Genomic DNA, 16,023 nt, shown 5'->3' on the forward strand with positions numbered 1-16,023 from the left:
TGGCGCTCGTGCGGGAGGCCGGACCGGTCCGGGGCCGGCAGCAGCCGGGCGATCTCCTCGACGTCGGTGTCGTGCTCGGTCATGCCGTCTCCTCCCGCACGGGCAGGGCCGCGATCGCGGTCCCACCGGTCATCTCTCCGTGAGCGGTGCGGGGTTCCGTCGGGCGCGCACCGCTGCCGCCGGGCGCCGCCGTTCCCGCAACCATCGCCCCCGGATTCGTCGCCCCCGCATCCGCAGCCCCCGCGTCCGCCGCCTCGCCGGCCAGCCGGGCGAGCTTCGCGCGGGCGCGCGACAGCCGCGACCGCACGGTGCCGACGGGGACGCCGAGCGCCTCCGCGGTCTGCTGGTAGTCGAGCCCCGACCACACGCACAGCGTCAGCACTTCCCGCTCGTGCCGTCCGAGCCGGTCCAGCGCGCCCTGCACGGCCCGCAGCCGCCGGGCGTCGTCGAGGCGCGCGGCGACCTCGGGCGCGAAGTCCGCGACCACGGGCTGCTGCCGCTGCCGGGCGAGGAACGCGTGGCGGCGGCGCAGCCCCCGCCGGACGTTCTCCGCCTTGTGCGTGGCGATTCCCAGCAGCCAGGGCAGCAGGGATCCCCCTTCCTCATGCAGTCGTTCCCGCCCCCGCCAGGCCGCCAGGAAGGTCTCCGACATGACGTCCTCGGCCGTCGTCCGGTCGCCGGTCAGCCACAGGGCGTGCTGGTGGACGGAGGCGGCGCACTGCTCGTACAGCTCGGCGAACGCCTCGCGCTCACCGGCGCGCACGCGCAGCCGCAGATCGTTCTCTGTGTCCCTCACAGTCACTACCTCTCCGCCGCCGCGGCGGAGTTCCTGTGACGTGCGCCATGGCCGTGGGCCGAACGGCTCGGCCCGTTGTCGCTACCCGTCGAGATTGGCGAGCAGCCGCAGGTTGTCCTCGTCGGTGCCGCCCGGTTCGGCGGTCAGGGTGAGCAGCTCCTGGCCGGAGCCGTCGGGCAGTACGAAGCGCTCCTGGTGCAGGGTGATCTCGCCGATCATCGGGTGCCGGAAGCGCTTGGGCCCGTGGCTGCGCACGCCGACGTCGGCCGCGCCCCACAGTTCGCTGAACCGGCGGCTGCCGATGGACAGTTCACCGATGAGCGCGGCCAGCTCCGGGTCGCCGGCGAACTCGCCCGCCGCGTGCCGCAGGTGGGACACGGTGTCGGCCCTGCACGCGTCCAGGTCGACGTAGACGTGTCCGCGCCCGCCGTCCAGGAAGACCGCCCGGGCCAGGTTGCGCTCGGCCGCCGGCACCGTGTCCAGGTCGCCGTAGAGCAGACCGGCCGGCCGGTTGTACGCCACCACGTCCATCCGGTGGTTGAGGACCAGCGCGGGGAACGCGTCCAGGGCAGCGAGCACCTGGCGCAGCTGGGGCCGGATCTCGGTGGGGTAGTGGGACGGCGGCGGCCGGTGGTGGCGCAGCCGGGCCAGCCGGTGCAGATGGCCGCGCGCCGCGTCGTCGAGCCGCAGTGCCCGCGACAGCGCGTCGAGGACCTGCTCCGACGGCTGGGTGGCCCGCCCCTGTTCGAGCCGCGTGTAGTAGTCGACGCTCACCCCGGCCAGCTGCGCCAGCTCCTCGCGGCGCAGCCCGGACACCCGGCGGCGGGCGCCGACGGTGACGCCGACCGAGGCCGGCTCCACCCGCGCCCGGCGGGACTGCAGGAAAGCGCCGAGGTCACCGAGATCGTCCATGCCCCCCAGTATGCGGACCGGCCGGCCGCGGCGGCACCGGCGAAGGGGGCCCTGCCAGACCCAGGAACCGGGATCCGGTGGACACCCCGGTCTCTGGTCCGGGCCGCGGCGCGGACCCAGGATCGGCGGCATGAACGTACTCATCGTCCACGCGCACCCCGACCCGAACTCGCTGACCGGCTCCCTCAAGGACGTCGCCGTGCGGACGCTGCGCGACCAGGGCCACGAGGTCGTGGTCAGCGACCTGTACGCCATGAAGTGGAAGTCGGAGGCCGACTACGGCGACTTCGACGGCATCACGGGACCGGACTTCATGCGCGCCTCCGGCGCGGCGTACACCTCCGACCGGCTCGGCGCGGACATCCGTGCCGAGCAGCGCAAGCTCAGGGACGCCGACCTGGTGATCCTGCACTATCCGCTCTGGTGGTTCACGATGCCCGCGATCCTGAAGGGCTGGATCGACCGGGTGTTCACCTTCGACTTCGCCTACGGGCCCGGGGTGCCGCGCTACGGCGCCGGGCCGTTCGCCGGGAAGCGCGCCATGGTGGTCACCACCACGGGCGGCCGGGGCAGCAACTACACCGGGCGCGGGGTGAACGGGTCCATCGAGGACCTGCTGTTCCCCCTCAACCACGGCGTGCTGTGGTTCACCGGGTTCGACGTGCTGGAGCCGTTCGTCGCCCACCGGGCCGTCGACCTGACCGGGGAGCGCTTCGCCGAACTGGCCGACGCCTACCGGGACCGCCTCACCGGCCTCGCCACGGCCGAGCCGATCCCGTACCGGCCGGAGCGCGGCGGCGACTACGACGACACGCTGCAGCTGAAGCCGGGTCACGGGACCGACGCCGCCCCGGGGTTCGGACTGCACACCCGGTGACGCCGGGAACGCGCGGGTAAGCGGGCGCTGGTCACGGGCGGCACCCGTGGAATCGGGGCGGCCGACGCGCCCGCCACGTGGCCTGGAACACTTTTGCAAGCAGTTGCTTGCAAAAGTTAGCGCGGGTGCGGCACCATCGGTACATGGCATCGCTCAACGTCGGAAGCCTCGGCGAGTACCTGCGCGAGCAGCGTCGCACCGCGCAGCTGTCGCTTCGGCAGCTCGCCGACGCGGCCGGGGTGTCCAATCCGTATCTGAGCCAGATCGAGCGCGGGCTGCGCAAGCCGAGCGCGGAGGTGCTGCAGCAGGTCGCCAAGGCGCTGCGGATCTCCGCCGAGACGCTGTACGTGCGCGCCGGGATCCTCGACGCGGAGCGGGAGCGGGACGAGGTGGAGACCCGTGCGGTGATCCTCGCCGACCCCTCGCTCAACGAGCGCCAGAAGCAAGTCCTGTTGCAGATCTACGAGTCCTTCCGCAAGGAGAACGGGACCGGGACCGACAAGACAGCCGAAGAGGCCGGTGGCGATGCCGAGCCCTCAAGCAGCAGTTGATGTGATCCGGGAGGACCACGCCATGGCCATCAAGGACGACCTGCGCAAGACCCTCAGCGACCCGACCCCGCTCTACTTCGCCGCCGGCACCGCCGAGTTGGCGTTCCAGCAGGCCAAGAAGGTGCCGGGGCTCGTCGAGCAGCTGCGGGCCGAGGCGCCCGCGCGCTTCGAGGCCGTACGCGACACCGACCCCAAGGACGTCCAGGAGAAGGCGACCGCCCGCGCGAAGGAGGCCCAGGCCACCATCGCGGCGAAGGTGAACGAGTTCGTCGCCGTCCTCGACTCCGACCTGAAGAAGTTCGGCGAGACCGCCCAGGACCTCGCGCTGCGCGGCGTCGGCCTGGCCGCCGAGGCCGCCGTGAAGGCGCGCGAGACCTACGAGAAGGTCGCCGAGCACGGCGAGGAGGCCGTGAAGCACTGGCGCGGCGAGGCCGCCGAGGAGATCACCGAGATCGCCGTGGCCGTCGAGCCGGAGCCGCAGGACAAGGGCGCTGAGGGCGCGGAGGGCACTGAGGCCGCCGCCGAGAAGTCCGCGCCCGCGAAGAAGGCCGCCGCCAAGAAGCCCGCCGCCAAGAAGACGACGGCGAAGAAGACGAGCCCCGGCTCCACGCCGCCCGCCAAGTAGTCGGGGCGGAGACGGTGCGATGACGAGCCGGGCACTTGTAGAGTGTCCGGCTCGTTGGGCGGGTACGGTGACCGCAGTCCGTCCGGCCGGTCCGGGCCGTTAGGGAAAGTCGATTCTGGTGGTGGCGTTGTGCTGATGCAGGGGTTCGCCAATCTCATGTGGCTGCTGAGCATGGCGTTGATCGTCTTCAGCGGCTTCGCCTTCATCGACGCGGCGATCCGCCGCGAGGACGCCTACCGCGCGGCCGACAAGAAGACCAAGCCGTTCTGGCTGATCATCCTCGGCATCGCCTTCGTCGTGAACCTGCTGTTCCCGATCCTGTCGTTCCTGCCGATCATCGGGCTCGTCGCGACCATCGTGTACATGGTGGACGTGCGGCCCGCCGTCCGGCAGATCACCGGCGGCGGGGGCCGCAGGGGCGGTTCCAGCAGCGACGGCCCGTACGGGCCGTACAACGGCGGGCGCTGACCCGGCCCCGACCCGGTCCCCTCCCCGGCCGCCTCAGCGGTCCGGGGTGCGGTCCACGTGGCGGTCCAGGAGCAGGACCGCGACGTCGTCCGTCAGATCGCCGCCGTTCAGGTCGCGGACCTCGTTCATGGCCGCCTCCAGGAGTTCCTCGCCGCCCAGCCCCTGGTCGCGCTGGCGGCGGATCAGCTCCACCATGCCCTCCTGGCCGAGGCGCTGATTGCCCTGGCCGATCCGGCCCTCGATCAGGCCGTCCGTGTAGAGCATCAGGCTCCACGACGCGCCCAACTCCACCTGCATCCGCGGCCATCGGGCCCGCGGCAGCAGTCCGAGGGCCGGCCCGCTGTTCTCGTACGGGAGCAGCGTCGCGGCCCGGCCGGGGCTGGTGATCAGCGGGGACGGGTGGCCCGCCAGGCACAGGCCCGCGCGCCGGCCGTCCGGCGAGATGTCCACCGTGCACAGCGTCGCGAAGATCTCGTCGTCGGACCGCTCGTGCTCCAGGACCTGCTGGAGCGTGCTGAGCAGCTCGTCGCCGCACAGCCCCGCGAACGTCAACGCACGCCAGGCGATGCGCAGTTGCACCCCGAGCGCCGCGGCGTCGGGGCCGTGCCCGCAGACGTCGCCGATCATCGCGTGGACCGTGCCGTCGGGCGTGCGCACCGTGTCGTAGAAGTCGCCGCCGAGCAGGGCCCGGGAGCGGCCGGGACGGTAGCTCGCCGCGAAGCGCAGCGGGGAACCGTCGAGCAGCGGCGTCGGCAGCAGGCCGCGCTCCAGGCGGACGTTCTCCTGGGCGCGGATGCGGGACTCGGTCAGCTTGCGCTGGGCCACGTCGGCGCGCTTGCGCTCCACGGCGTAGCGGACGGCGCGGCCGAGCAGGCGCGCGTCCAGCTCGTCCCGGAGCAGGTAGTCCTGGGCGCCCACGCGCACCGCCTCGGCGCCGCGCTCGGCGTCGCCTGACGTGGTCAGGGCCAGGACGGCGTGCCGGGGCGCGAGCCGCAGCACGTGCCGGAGGGTCTCCAGCTCGTCCTCGTCGGCCTTGGCGCGGGGCAGCGCGAGGTCCAGCAGGATGCAGTTGACGTCGTCGGTGAGCAGCCGCTCGGCCTCGGTGAGGTTGCGGGCGGTGCGCACGCGGACGGGCTTGCCGGCAGCGTCGGGCATCTCCGGGACGCTGAGGGACCCGGCCGGGTCGTCCTCGATCACCAGGAGCGTCAGGCCGGTGGCCGGGCCGGCGGTGCCGCTGCCGTCCTGGCCGTCGTGCCGGCCGTCGTGCCGGTCGTCGTGGTGCTCGTCGCTGGTGCCGGCGCTGTCCGTCGTGTCGGTCCTGCCCGTCCTGTCGAAGTGGTCGGTGCGGTCGGTGGTCCCGGTCGTGTCGTGGGCTGTCTTCTGCCTGGGCAGACCGGCCGACTGTGGAGTCGCTGGCGTCGGCGCAGCGTGAGCCTGACCACCTTCCACGGCCGGGATCGCTCTCTGCCGCGGTACGGGTACGGGCATCGCTTGGGTTTCCTTCCCTCCCCCCGAGGGCGCGGTGGGACGAAGGTCCTCGAACCACCGACGGGGACCTTAGCGGTACCCGAGGCTCGAACGGAATGGCGAGCGGCAAACCGCCAGTGTCATATGCCGCAACCGGTACCGGAATTGGGCAGGTTGCGGGCGTCGGCGGGCTTCGGCGGGATGACGAACATCACGCCGGGGCGCCGGAACCGCAGCCGGCCGGGTGCGCCCCGTCACGTGGTGCAGGTCACCGCGGCGGACCCGCCGCCGGCTCACGCGTCGGGCCGGACCACTCCGAGGATCGCCATGGAACCGGCACCCGCGACGGTCACGGACCGCCCCGGCCGCGGGGCGTGGATGATCGCGCCGTCCCCGATGTACATCCCGACATGGGAGGCGTCGTCGTGGTAAATGATCAGGTCGCCGGGGCGCATGTCCTTGATGTCGATGCGCTTGAGCCGCTTCCACTGCTCCTGCGACGTACGCGGGATCGGCTGTCCGGCCGCCGCCCACGCCTGTGAGGTGAGCCCCGAGCAGTCGTAGGACTTCGGTCCCTCGGCGCCCCACACGTACGGCTTGCCTATCTGGGCCGTGGCGAACTGGACGGCCGCCTTGCCGGCCTTCGTCGCCCTGCCGTTGATCTCCTTGAGGACGCCCGAGGAGAGCCAGGCCGTCTGCGCCTTCTGCTCGGCCTCCTCCTCCAGCTTGCGCAGCCGCTCGCGCTCTTCCTTCTCCAGCCGGCTCTCGATCTTCTGCGCGGCCTTGATCTGCTTCTCGATCTTCTTCTGCGCGGCGGCCTTCTTCTTGCGGCCCTCCTCCAGCTCCTTCCACTTGGCGGAGGCGTCCGCCGCGTAGTCGGCGAGGTCCTTCTGGGTCCTGGTCAGCTGGGACACGAGGTTCTTCGTGGCCTGCTGGCCCTGGTAGGCCCGGCCCGCGTTGTCGAGGAACTGCTGGGGGTCGCCGGAGAGCATGAACTGGGCCTCGCGCGGGATGCCGCCGGTGCGGTACTGCTCGCGGGCCGCCGCGCCCGCGTTCTTCTGCAGGCGCTCCAGGCGCTGCTGGCCCGCGGCGATCTTCTGCGCGAGGTGCACGATCTCGACGGACTGCTTGTCGGCCTTCTCCTCCGCCGCGTTGTACGCGTCCGTGGCGACCGCCGCGTCGTGGTACAGCGCGTCGATCTTCGCGCGGACGGCCTCAAGGTCCTTGGTGCCGCCGGGCGTTGCCGGCGTCCCGGACGTCCCGGACGCCCCAGAGGGGGAGGGCGGGGGAGTCGGTGCCGCGTACGCCGCACCCGGCGCCGTCAGGACGGTCAGGGCGCAGACCAGCGCCACGGCCGCCATCGTCGTCGTGCTCCGCTTGCTCATCCGCTCCGCCCCCACAGCCGAGACAACCAAGGACCCGAATCTGATTTACCGTCAGTAACTTGCGTGCGCTCCGGGGATGGTGCCACGAGCGCGCCAAATACGACAGACCCCGCACGGTGTGACGAACGGAGCGCGGAGATCGTTCCCGCGGATTCGCTCAGACCCCGCGAGGCGCCAACGCCCCCCACGTCACGGTCACTTCGCCCTGCCGCCACCGGCCGGGCCCGTCCACCACCGGCCAGTGCGCCGTCAGGTCCCGCACCGCCCGGATCCAGCGCTGCCGCGCGCCGTACGACGCGTAGGGCGCGGCCGCCGCCCAGGCCCGGTCGAAGTCGCGCAGGAACGCGTGCACCGGCTCGCCCGGCACGTTGCGGTGGATCAGCGCCTTGGGCAGCCGCTCGGCCAGGTCGGACGGGGTGTGCAGGGAGCCGAGCCGGGTCGCGAACGTCACCGTCCGCGGCCCCTCGGGGCCGAGCGCGACCCAGACGTGCCGCCGCCCGATCTCGTCGCAGGTGCCCTCCACCAGGAGCCCGTCGGGGGCCAGCCGCCCGCACAGCCGCTCCCACACCGCGGCGACCTGCTCCTCGTCGTACTGGCGCAGCACGTTCGCGGCGCGGATCAGCGTCGGCGCGGTGTCCAGCGGCAGCTCGAAGCCGCCGTGCCGGAAGGTGAGCCCATCCCGCTCGTACGGCTTCGCGGCCGCGACCCGGGCGGGCTCGATCTCGATGCCGACCACGCGCGCGTGCGGCGCGGCCTCGCGCAGCCGGGCCAGCAACTCCACGGCGGTCCAGGGCGCCGCTCCGTAGCCGAGGTCGACGGCCACCGGGTCGTCGGCGCGGCGCAGGGCGGCGCCGTGCGCGGCCGCGATCCAGCGGTCCATGCGGCGCAGCCGGTTGGGATTGGTGGTTCCTCGCGTGACCGTTCCCACGGGGCGGGAAGGGGTGCGCGGGCTCATGGATACGAGGGTATGCGCTGCGCCGGGAGGTGCTTTGGTTGAGCCCCGTACGGTAATGATTCGGCAAAGTGGAAATGGAGGGGACCGCTCCGGCGTTGCCGCCCTTGGACGAGGGCCTCTGCCCTCGCTCAGCCGTGCCCGCAGCACCCGCAGTAAGCCCGACCGAGGAGGGCCCGCCACGTGAGCCAGTACGTGACCAGGTTCCGCCGTTCCGGGGCGGCTCCGGCCCGGCTGAGGTTCCCCGGGGCGCAGCGCAGGCCCCGCAGGGTGGCGATGCTCAGCGTGCACACCTCGCCGCTGCACCAGCCCGGCACGGGCGACGCGGGCGGCATGAACGTCTACATCGTGGAGCTGGCCAAGCGCCTGGCCACGATCAACGTCGAGGTCGAGATCTTCACGCGGGCCACCACCGGCGGACTGCCGCCCGAGGTCGAGCTCGCGCCCGGCGTCCTCGTGCGGCACGTGGACGCGGGTCCCTACGAGGGCCTGGCCAAGGAGGACCTCCCCGCCCAGCTGTGCGCCTTCACGCACGGCGTCATGCAGGCGTGGGCGGGCCACCGGCCCGGCTACTACGACCTGGTCCACTCGCACTACTGGCTCTCCGGGCACGTCGGCTGGCTGGCCGCCGAGCGCTGGGGCGTCCCGCTCGTGCACGCCATGCACACCATGGCCAAGGTCAAGAACGCCTCGCTCGCCGAGGGCGACACCCCCGAGCCGGCCGCCCGCGTCATCGGCGAGACCCAGATCGTGCGCGCCGCCGACCGCCTCATCGCCAACACGGCGGAGGAGGCCGACGAGCTCGTCCGGCACTACGAGGCCGAGCCCGGCAAGGTCGCCGTCGTGCACCCGGGCGTCAATCTGGAGCGCTTCACGCCCGGCGACGGACGGGCCGCCGCGCGCGCCCGCCTCGGGCTGCCGCAGGACGCGCTGATACCGCTCTTCGCGGGCCGCATCCAGCCGCTCAAGGCGCCGGACATCCTGCTCAAGGCCGTCGCCGTGCTGCTCGACGAGCGGCCCGAGCTGCGCTCGCGCATCCTCGTGCCGGTGGTCGGCGGTCCCAGCGGCAGCGGCCTCGCCAAGCCCGCCGCGCTGCAGAAGCTCGCCGCCCAGCTGGGCATCTCGGACGTCGTGCGGTTCCATCCGCCGGTCGGCCAGGACCAGCTCGCCGACTGGTTCCGGGCCGCGTCCCTGCTGGTGATGCCGTCCTACAGCGAGTCGTTCGGCCTGGTGGCCATAGAGGCGCAGGCCACGGGCACCCCGGTCCTCGCCGCCGCCGTGGGCGGCCTGCCCGTCGCCGTGCGCAACGAGGAGACCGGCTTCCTGGTCGACGGCCACGAACCCGCTCGCTACGCGCGCGTGCTGCGCGAGTTCGCCGACCACCCCTACCTGGTGGACGGCATGGGCGCCGCGGCCGCCCGGCACGCCCAGTCCTTCGGCTGGGGCACCGCCGCGTCCGCCACGGCCGACGTCTACACCGCCGCCATGCAGGAACACCGCCGTCACGTACCCTCGCACCATGGCTGACCACCCGAAAGCTGCGGAGACCGTCGAGGCGGTGCTCAAGGACGCCGAGCTGGAGTGGGAGAGCCCGGAGCCGGGCTCGTACGTCGTGAAGCTGCCCGGCACCCGCAAGCTCTCGACGACGCTCTCGCTGCGCGTCGGGAAGCACAGCCTGTCCCTGAACGCCTTCGTGATCCGCCACCCGGACGAGAACGAGGCGGGGGTGCACCGCTGGCTCCTGGAGCGCAACCTCCGTCTGTACGGGGTGAGTTACGCGGTCGACCAGCTCGGTGACATCTACCTCGCCGGAAAGCTCCCGCTCGCCGCCGTCACGCCCGACGAGCTCGACCGCCTCCTCGGCTCGGTCCTGGAAGCCGCCGACGGCGCCTTCAACACGCTCCTCGAACTCGGCTTCGCGAGCGCGATCCGCAAGGAGTACGAGTGGCGGGTGGCGCGCGGCGAGTCCACGCGCAATCTCGACGCGTTCACACATCTGACCCAGCGCCCCGCCAAGTAGCGCTGCCCTCCCGGTAGTTCACCGCTCTTTCCCTGCCGCGCGACCCCTTCCGCACCGGGGGTCTCCGTGGCATGCTCGCGCCCGGCACTCACGTGAACGTCGTTCATATATCTGTACGTCGGTGAAGGGTGGCAGCGGTGCGGGACCTCAGTAGGCGCGGCGTGTTGGGCGGGGCGGTCGCCGTGGCGGCGGCCGCGGTGACGGGCACCGGGGCGGGCGCCGCGGGCGCGAGCGCGGGCCAAGTGCCGGACATCTGGCGCGAGTTCGCCGGGAACCCGTTCGCCCACCCGCAGATCCCCTACGTCGGCCGGGCGGGCTACCGCGCGGGCCGTCGCACGCTCGACCGCCCCGGCCGCGTCCTGCGGGCCGAGTCCTACGGCGCGGTCGCCGACGGCACGACCGACTGCGCCCCCGCGATCAACCGTGCCCTCGCCGCTGCCGGAAGGGCCGGCGGGGGCACGGTGCTCCTCGGCGCGGGCACGTACCGGATCGACGACCTGATCCACATCGGCCACGACGACGTGGTCCTCAAGGGCGCGGGCAGCACCCGCACCAAGCTCTACGCGACCAGACACCTCACCGAACTGATCGGTGTCTACGGCTCCCGCTACGGCGGCGACAAGTCGTCCTGGTCCTGGGCGGGCGGCCTGATCTGGCTCTGCCCCGAGGACCGCTTCCGCACGCTCACCGACGCCATCCGCGCCAAGGACTGGCCGTTCGAGGGCTGGACCGGCAACAAGCGCGACGAGTGGCAGACCCTGACGACCGTCGACGCGGCCCGTCAGGGCTCCTGGTCGGTCACCGTCGCCGACGCGTCCCGGCTGCGCAGGGGCGACCTGGTCCTCCTCCGCCTCGCCGACGACGCGGACCACACGCTCTTGGAGCACATGGCGGGCGGCGGCCCGGGCCCCGAGGCGTACTACTGGGACGACAAGACCAAGCTCACCTCGTACGTCCCCTACGAATGGCCGGTGCGCATCGCCTCCGTCAAGGGGCACCGGGTCACCTTCGAGCGCCCGCTCCCGCTGGACGTGCGCCCGGAGTGGGACCCGCGCCTCACCACGCACGTGACCGCGCTGACCGGCGCGGGGGTCGCGGGCCTCACTCTGGAGGCCGTCGAGACGCCGCAGTCGCAGCACCTCCTCGACAAGGGCTACAACGGCCTCACCCTGCAGTGCACGTACGACTGCTGGGTCGACGACGTCACGGTGTGGAACGTCGACAACGGCTTCGGCCTCGTCGCCGCCTCCGCCTCGACGCTGCGCCGCACCACGGTCGGCGGCCGCGGCGAGCACCACCCGTACTTCTGCCGCGAGGGCTCGCACGACAACCTGGTCGAGGACTTCGCGATCCAGCAGCGCACGGTCGCCGCGCCCGCGGGCACCCAGCTGCACGGCATCAACGTGGAGGGCCTGTCGTCGTACAACGTCTGGTCGCGCGGCGCGATGCAGATGGGCACCTTCGACTCGCACCGCGGCATGCCGTTCGCCAACGTCCGCACCGACATCACGGTGAACAACAACGGCAGACACGGCGGCGACGCGTCGGCCGGGCCGCTCTTCGGCGCGCGCTTCACCCACTGGAACATCAGGGTCACCAACGAGCGTGCGGGTCTGATGCGGATCGACGGCCTCGCGCCGTGGAGCGCGACGGTCGGCGTCAACACGGTCCGCGAGTTCGACCAGATCGACGTGCCCGACTTCACCGGCGCGCTCAACTCCCGCCTGGAGCTGTACGGGACGACGGACGCGGTGCGCCCCCGCAACCTGTACGACGCCCAACGGGGCGTATGACGGGGCGTATGACGGGACGTGCGGGGAAGGTGGTCAGCCGAGCGCGACCATCCGCACCACGGTCACGGTGAGCACGGACCCGGAGACGTAGTAGAGGACTATCGCCCCGCCGACGGTCGCCTCGCGCCGGTCGCGCTCACCGGCCACCGAGCTGGAGCCGTGTCCGTACGGGTCGTGGGCGAGGGTGCGGGCCATCTCGGCGCGGAACGCGTCCGGGTTCACCATCTTGGCGAGGGTGTCGTCGGCGGGCGGGGCATAGGCGATTCGGCAGGGGCTGCGCCTGCGGCGACGGCTCAAGCCGGGCCCCGCCTCTCCGCCTCGTCACGGGCGAGCCGGGCGAGGATCGCGTCGGCCTCCGGGTCGGGGACGGACTCCAGCATCCAGTGCCGCATGACGGCGTGGATCTCGTCGACCCCGGCCGCGTTGATGGCCTTGTCGAACTCCGTGCGGCGCTTCGCCGGGAGCGCCGCACGGATCGCCGGAATGCTGTTGGGGACGTCGACCTCGACACCGCCCACCAGCGTTCTGGGCGGATCGTCGGTCCTCGGGACATCGGACATGTACGGACCCGTACCCGCCCGAAGGGCCCGTCACGCCGGGGCGTTCTCGGGCGCGGCGCCGGACTCCCGTACGAGGACGGCCTCCTGGACGGACTCATGGACGGACTCATGGACCGCAGTGGTCTCCTGCGGCAGCCCCCGCATCAGCACCCAGTACCCGAACGCGGTCACCGTGCCGAGCGCGGCGCAGCCCGCCCACAGCCAGCCGGCGCCCGCCGAGTCGAGCACCCAGCCGCCGCCCAGCGGCGCGACGAGCGCGGCGGCCGACCACGACGTCGTGTACACGCCCTGGTAGCGGCCGCGCCCCTCGGCGGGCGCGAGCCGGGCGACGAGGCCGGACTGGGTGGGCGCGTTGACCATCTCGCCCAGCGTCCACACCACGACGGTCAGCGCGTACGCGGCCAGCGATCCGGCGAACGCGGTGAGCGCGAAGCCGTACCCGACGAGCAGCGACGAGACGGTCAGCAGCCGCCCGGGGTCCCGCCGCTCGATGTACCGGGTCAGCGGGATCTGCAGCGCCACGATCACGACGCCGTTCACGGCGGCGACCAGCCCCACGTCCGAACTGGAGAACCCGTTCTCGCCCATGACGATGGGCAGGCCCACCGAGCTCTGCGTGAAGACGACGGCGACCAGGAACGAGAGCCCCACCATGAGCATGAACCGGCCGTCGCGGAGCACGGTGCCCATGGTGACGGTGGGCGCCCCGGCGGTCTTCGGGCCCGGTTCGGGCCGCGACTCCTTCACCTTCACGAAGACGACGAGCGCGCAGGCCAGCGTCATCGCGGCCTCGACGAGGAAGCCGAGGGTGTAGCTCTGCGCGACGAGGAACCCGGCGTAGACCGAGGAGACCGCGAACCCCAGGTTGATCGCCCAGTAGTTGAGCGAGAACGCCCGCACCCGGTCGTGCGGGGGCACGATGTCGGCCATCATCGCCTGGATCGCGGGCCGCGACGCGTTCGAGGCGAGGCCGAGCGCGAAGCCGGTGACGGCGATGCCGACCGGGTCGCGCACGAAGGCGAGGACGGCGACGGTCGCGGCGGTGGCGAGCTGCGCGCCCAGCAGGGTGGGCCGCCGCCCGAGCCGGTCGGCGAGCACCCCGCCGAGCATCGAGGCGATGACGCCGCCGAGCCCGATGAGCGAGGCGACGAGACCGGCGTACGCGGCGGAGAAGCCCCGTGCGGCGGTCAGGTACAGCGCGAGGAACGTGAGGACGAACCCGCCGAGCCGGTTCACGAGGGTGCTGGTCCACAGCCACCAGAACTCGCGGGGGAGCCCGGCGACGGACTCCCTGGCGGCACGTCTGAGCGAGGCGACTGACATGGGTGCATCCCCCGGGGGCTGTGTAAGTGGTGCGGCAGGTTTACGTAACTTACGACCCGGGTTAACGCGTGCGCCAATCAGTTGACGGCCACCGTCAATCGGCGGGGAGCAGACCGGTCGATTAGGCTCGGCCCCATGGCCGACGCACCGTACAAGCTGATCCTCCTCCGCCACGGCGAGAGCGAATGGAACGCGAAGAACCTGTTCACCGGCTGGGTGGACGTCAACCTGAACGAGAAGGGCGAGAAGGAGGCGGTCCGCGGCGGTGAGCTGCTCAAGGACGCCGGCCTGCTCCCCGACGTGGTCCACACGTCGCTCCAGAAGCGCGCGATCCGCACGGCGCAGCTCGCGCTGGAGTCGGCCGACCGCCACTGGATCCCGGTCCACCGCAGCTGGCGCCTGAACGAGCGTCACTACGGCGCCCTCCAGGGCAAGGACAAGGCGCAGACCCTGGCCGAGTTCGGCGAGGAGCAGTTCATGCTCTGGCGCCGCTCGTACGACACCCCGCCGCCGGCGCTGGACCGCGAGGCGGAGTACTCGCAGTTCTCCGACCCCCGTTACGCGACGCTCCCGCCGGAGCTGCGCCCGCAGACGGAGTGCCTCAAGGACGTCGTCGTCCGCATGCTCCCGTACTGGTTCGACGGCATCGTTCCGGACCTCCTGACGGGTAGGACGGTCCTGGTCGCGGCCCACGGCAACAGCCTGCGCGCCCTGGTCAAGCACCTGGACGGCATCTCCGACGCCGACATCGCGGGCCTGAACATCCCGACGGGCATCCCGCTCTCCTACGAGCTGGACGCCGACTTCAAGCCGCTGAACCCGGGCGGCACGTACCTGGACCCGGACGCGGCCGCGGCGGCGATCGAGGCGGTCAAGAACCAGGGCAAGAAGAAGTAGCCCGGTCCGCCACCCGAAAGCCCCCGGCCTGCGCGTCCGTCGCAGGCCGGGGGCTTTTCGGTGGGGCCGGCGACGCGGTGATCCGCGCCGCGGTCAGCGGCGGCCGGTGAGCAGCAGTGGGGCCGGGAGGTCCGCCCCGGGGGAGTTCGCGGCACCCACCACCGTCGCCGCACCGGCGTCGGCCTCGATGCCCGTGGGCTGCGCCGAATCGGCTCCGGCGGGGGCGGGGAGGTCGCGCTGGAGCACGGTGCCCCCGGTCCAGCGCAGGGCGAGGGCGCGGGTGCGGTCGGGGTCCTGGCCCACCGCCAGGGCGCCGTGGGGCGTGACGGCGACCGAGGAGAGGGGGCCGGCGGACGCGGGCGTCCTCAGCCGGTGCCAGGCGGTGCCGTCCCAGTGCAGGGCCAGCGCGTGGCCGCGGTCGTTCTCGTCGGTCACCACCCGGCCGACGGCCCACACGTCGTCGGGTCCCGCGGCGGCCAGCGCGTTCACCTCTCCGTACGGTCCGCCGATCGGCGGGCGCGGGAGCTGCTTCCACGCGGCGCCGTCGTAGTGCAGCAGGACGGGCTGGTCGTCGGTGTCGAAGCCCGCCGCCCACACGTCCCGCGCGGACACCGCGGTGACCGCGTCGAGCGCCGCCACCGAGGACCCGGCGGGCAGCGGAACCGGCCGCCAGGACGCGCCCTCCCAGTGCTCGATCAGTCCGGTGAACGCCCCGCTCCCGTCCGCGGCGGTGGCCCAGCCGACGGCCCAGGCGTCGGCCGGGGACACGGTGGCCACGCCGAGCAGGCCCGCGCCGTCGTTGGACGGCACCGGCGCGCTGACGGTCTGCCAGGCGGCGCCGTCCCAGTGCGCGGTGAGGATGCCGTCGGCGGTCGCGTCACCGGTGAGCCAGACGTCGTCAGGGGCCGCGGCGGAGACCGCGTTGAAGCGGGAGCCCGACGAGTCGACCCCCGGCACCTGGACGCGGCGCCAGCCGTCGCCCGCCCGGTCGTCACGGGCCAGCAGCAAGGGGGTCTGCCGCACCGCCTTGCCGGACTGGGAGAGCTCCACACCGGCCGCCCAGGTGGTGCGGGGACCCACCTGGGCGACGGCCAGCAGCGAGGCCTGGTCGACCGGGGCCGCTTCCGGGAGCCAGCCGTGCGCCGCCGCCTGCACGGGCGCTCCGGCCGCCGGCAGGCCGGAGCCCAGTCCGAGGACGGTGGCGGTCAGCACGGCGGCCCATCGGCGTCGCGCGCGGCGCACGACCGGGGCGGACTCCGGTCCGGCCTGGGGAGCCGGCCTTCGTTCGGGCATCTGTCTCTCCTCGGTACGGGATGCGAGATACGGGGGAGGCGGACGTGCCCCCGTAGATCAGATGCGGTGAGGCGTGCGGTTTGTTGCGGACGGGCGGGCGCCGC

General features: G+C 72.8%; 17 protein-coding genes. 8 read left to right on the forward strand and 9 right to left on the reverse strand.

The features are described from left to right. Positions 1 to 79: 79 nt before the first annotated feature. Together M4J07_RS24785 and M4J07_RS24790 are read right to left on the reverse strand one after the other, a co-directional pair. On the reverse strand, positions 80 to 796 hold the full coding sequence (locus M4J07_RS24785) for an RNA polymerase sigma factor (protein ID WP_255975207.1): 717 nt from the start codon (positions 794 to 796) through the stop codon (positions 80 to 82). An 81-nt stretch (positions 797 to 877) separates the two neighbouring features. After that, on the reverse strand, positions 878 to 1,708 hold the full coding sequence (locus M4J07_RS24790; protein ID WP_255975208.1) for a helix-turn-helix transcriptional regulator: 831 nt from the start codon (positions 1,706 to 1,708) through the stop codon (positions 878 to 880). 130 nt (positions 1,709 to 1,838) lie between these two features. On the opposite strand from M4J07_RS24790, the gene M4J07_RS24795 reads away from it, so the two are divergent. The 4 genes from M4J07_RS24795 to M4J07_RS24810 all read left to right on the forward strand — a co-directional run bounded on the left by M4J07_RS24795 (position 1,839) and on the right by M4J07_RS24810 (position 4,229). Then, on the forward strand, positions 1,839 to 2,585 hold the full coding sequence (locus tag M4J07_RS24795; protein ID WP_255975209.1) for an NAD(P)H-dependent oxidoreductase: 747 nt from the start codon (positions 1,839 to 1,841) through the stop codon (positions 2,583 to 2,585). A gap of 143 nt (positions 2,586 to 2,728) precedes the next feature. After that, on the forward strand, positions 2,729 to 3,136 hold the full coding sequence (locus M4J07_RS24800) for a helix-turn-helix domain-containing protein (protein WP_255975210.1): 408 nt from the start codon (positions 2,729 to 2,731) through the stop codon (positions 3,134 to 3,136). Positions 3,137 to 3,158: 22 nt separating this feature from the next. Then, positions 3,159 to 3,761 (forward strand): hypothetical protein, encoded by a 603-nt coding sequence (locus M4J07_RS24805; protein ID WP_255975211.1) that lies wholly within the window; start codon positions 3,159 to 3,161, stop codon positions 3,759 to 3,761. Positions 3,762 to 3,896: 135 nt separating this feature from the next. Continuing rightward, positions 3,897 to 4,229, forward strand: coding sequence for a DUF2516 family protein (locus M4J07_RS24810; protein WP_255975243.1), 333 nt, complete (start codon positions 3,897 to 3,899; stop codon positions 4,227 to 4,229). Positions 4,230 to 4,262: 33 nt separating this feature from the next. Here M4J07_RS24810 and M4J07_RS24815 read toward each other — a convergent pair whose 3' ends face one another. From M4J07_RS24815 to M4J07_RS24825, 3 genes are all read right to left on the reverse strand, one after another. After that, entirely contained in the window at positions 4,263 to 5,717 is a 1,455-nt protein-coding gene (locus tag M4J07_RS24815; protein WP_255975212.1) for a PP2C family protein-serine/threonine phosphatase, read from the reverse strand. A gap of 272 nt (positions 5,718 to 5,989) precedes the next feature. Next, positions 5,990 to 7,081 (reverse strand): C40 family peptidase, encoded by a 1,092-nt coding sequence (locus tag M4J07_RS24820; RefSeq protein WP_255975213.1) that lies wholly within the window; start codon positions 7,079 to 7,081, stop codon positions 5,990 to 5,992. Between the two features lie 157 nt (positions 7,082 to 7,238). Continuing rightward, a complete protein-coding gene (locus tag M4J07_RS24825; protein WP_255975214.1) occupies positions 7,239 to 8,036 on the reverse strand; it encodes a class I SAM-dependent methyltransferase in 798 nt (265 codons plus the stop codon). A gap of 180 nt (positions 8,037 to 8,216) precedes the next feature. Between M4J07_RS24825 and mshA the strand changes: the two genes are divergently transcribed. The 3 genes from mshA (at position 8,217) to M4J07_RS24840 (ending at position 11,846) form a co-directional block, all read left to right on the forward strand. Continuing rightward, positions 8,217 to 9,560 (forward strand): D-inositol-3-phosphate glycosyltransferase, encoded by a 1,344-nt coding sequence (gene mshA, locus M4J07_RS24830; RefSeq protein WP_255975215.1) that lies wholly within the window; start codon positions 8,217 to 8,219, stop codon positions 9,558 to 9,560. Further along, positions 9,553 to 10,053, forward strand: coding sequence for a YbjN domain-containing protein (locus tag M4J07_RS24835; RefSeq protein WP_255975216.1), 501 nt, complete (start codon positions 9,553 to 9,555; stop codon positions 10,051 to 10,053). Before mshA ends, M4J07_RS24835 begins: the two co-directional genes overlap by 8 nt. Before the next feature lie 137 nt (positions 10,054 to 10,190). Next, positions 10,191 to 11,846 carry a glycosyl hydrolase family 28-related protein gene (locus M4J07_RS24840; RefSeq protein ID WP_255975217.1) on the forward strand — a complete coding sequence of 552 codons (1,656 nt, stop codon included), beginning with the start codon at positions 10,191 to 10,193 and terminating at the stop codon, positions 11,844 to 11,846. Between the two features lie 33 nt (positions 11,847 to 11,879). On the opposite strand, the gene M4J07_RS24845 is transcribed toward M4J07_RS24840, so the two are convergent. The 3 genes from M4J07_RS24845 to M4J07_RS24855 all read right to left on the reverse strand — a co-directional run bounded on the left by M4J07_RS24845 (position 11,880) and on the right by M4J07_RS24855 (position 13,729). Continuing rightward, a complete protein-coding gene (locus tag M4J07_RS24845) occupies positions 11,880 to 12,071 on the reverse strand; it encodes a hypothetical protein (RefSeq protein WP_255975218.1) in 192 nt (63 codons plus the stop codon). Positions 12,072 to 12,139: 68 nt separating this feature from the next. Continuing rightward, complete coding sequence (locus M4J07_RS24850; protein WP_255975219.1) at positions 12,140 to 12,406, reverse strand: hypothetical protein; 267 nt, start codon at positions 12,404 to 12,406, stop codon at positions 12,140 to 12,142. Between the two features lie 30 nt (positions 12,407 to 12,436). Then, entirely contained in the window at positions 12,437 to 13,729 is a 1,293-nt protein-coding gene (locus M4J07_RS24855; protein WP_255975220.1) for an MDR family MFS transporter, read from the reverse strand. A gap of 135 nt (positions 13,730 to 13,864) precedes the next feature. Between M4J07_RS24855 and M4J07_RS24860 the strand changes: the two genes are divergently transcribed. Further along, complete coding sequence (locus M4J07_RS24860; protein WP_255975221.1) at positions 13,865 to 14,626, forward strand: phosphoglyceromutase; 762 nt, start codon at positions 13,865 to 13,867, stop codon at positions 14,624 to 14,626. 93 nt (positions 14,627 to 14,719) lie between these two features. Here the strand turns inward: M4J07_RS24860 and M4J07_RS24865 are convergent, their stop codons facing one another. Further along, on the reverse strand, positions 14,720 to 15,919 hold the full coding sequence (locus M4J07_RS24865; RefSeq protein ID WP_255975222.1) for a hypothetical protein: 1,200 nt from the start codon (positions 15,917 to 15,919) through the stop codon (positions 14,720 to 14,722). Positions 15,920 to 16,023: the final 104 nt, after the last annotated feature.

It is taken from the genome of Streptomyces longispororuber (genome assembly GCF_024448165.1).
Lineage (GTDB): Bacteria > Actinomycetota > Actinomycetes > Streptomycetales > Streptomycetaceae > Streptomyces > Streptomyces longispororuber_A.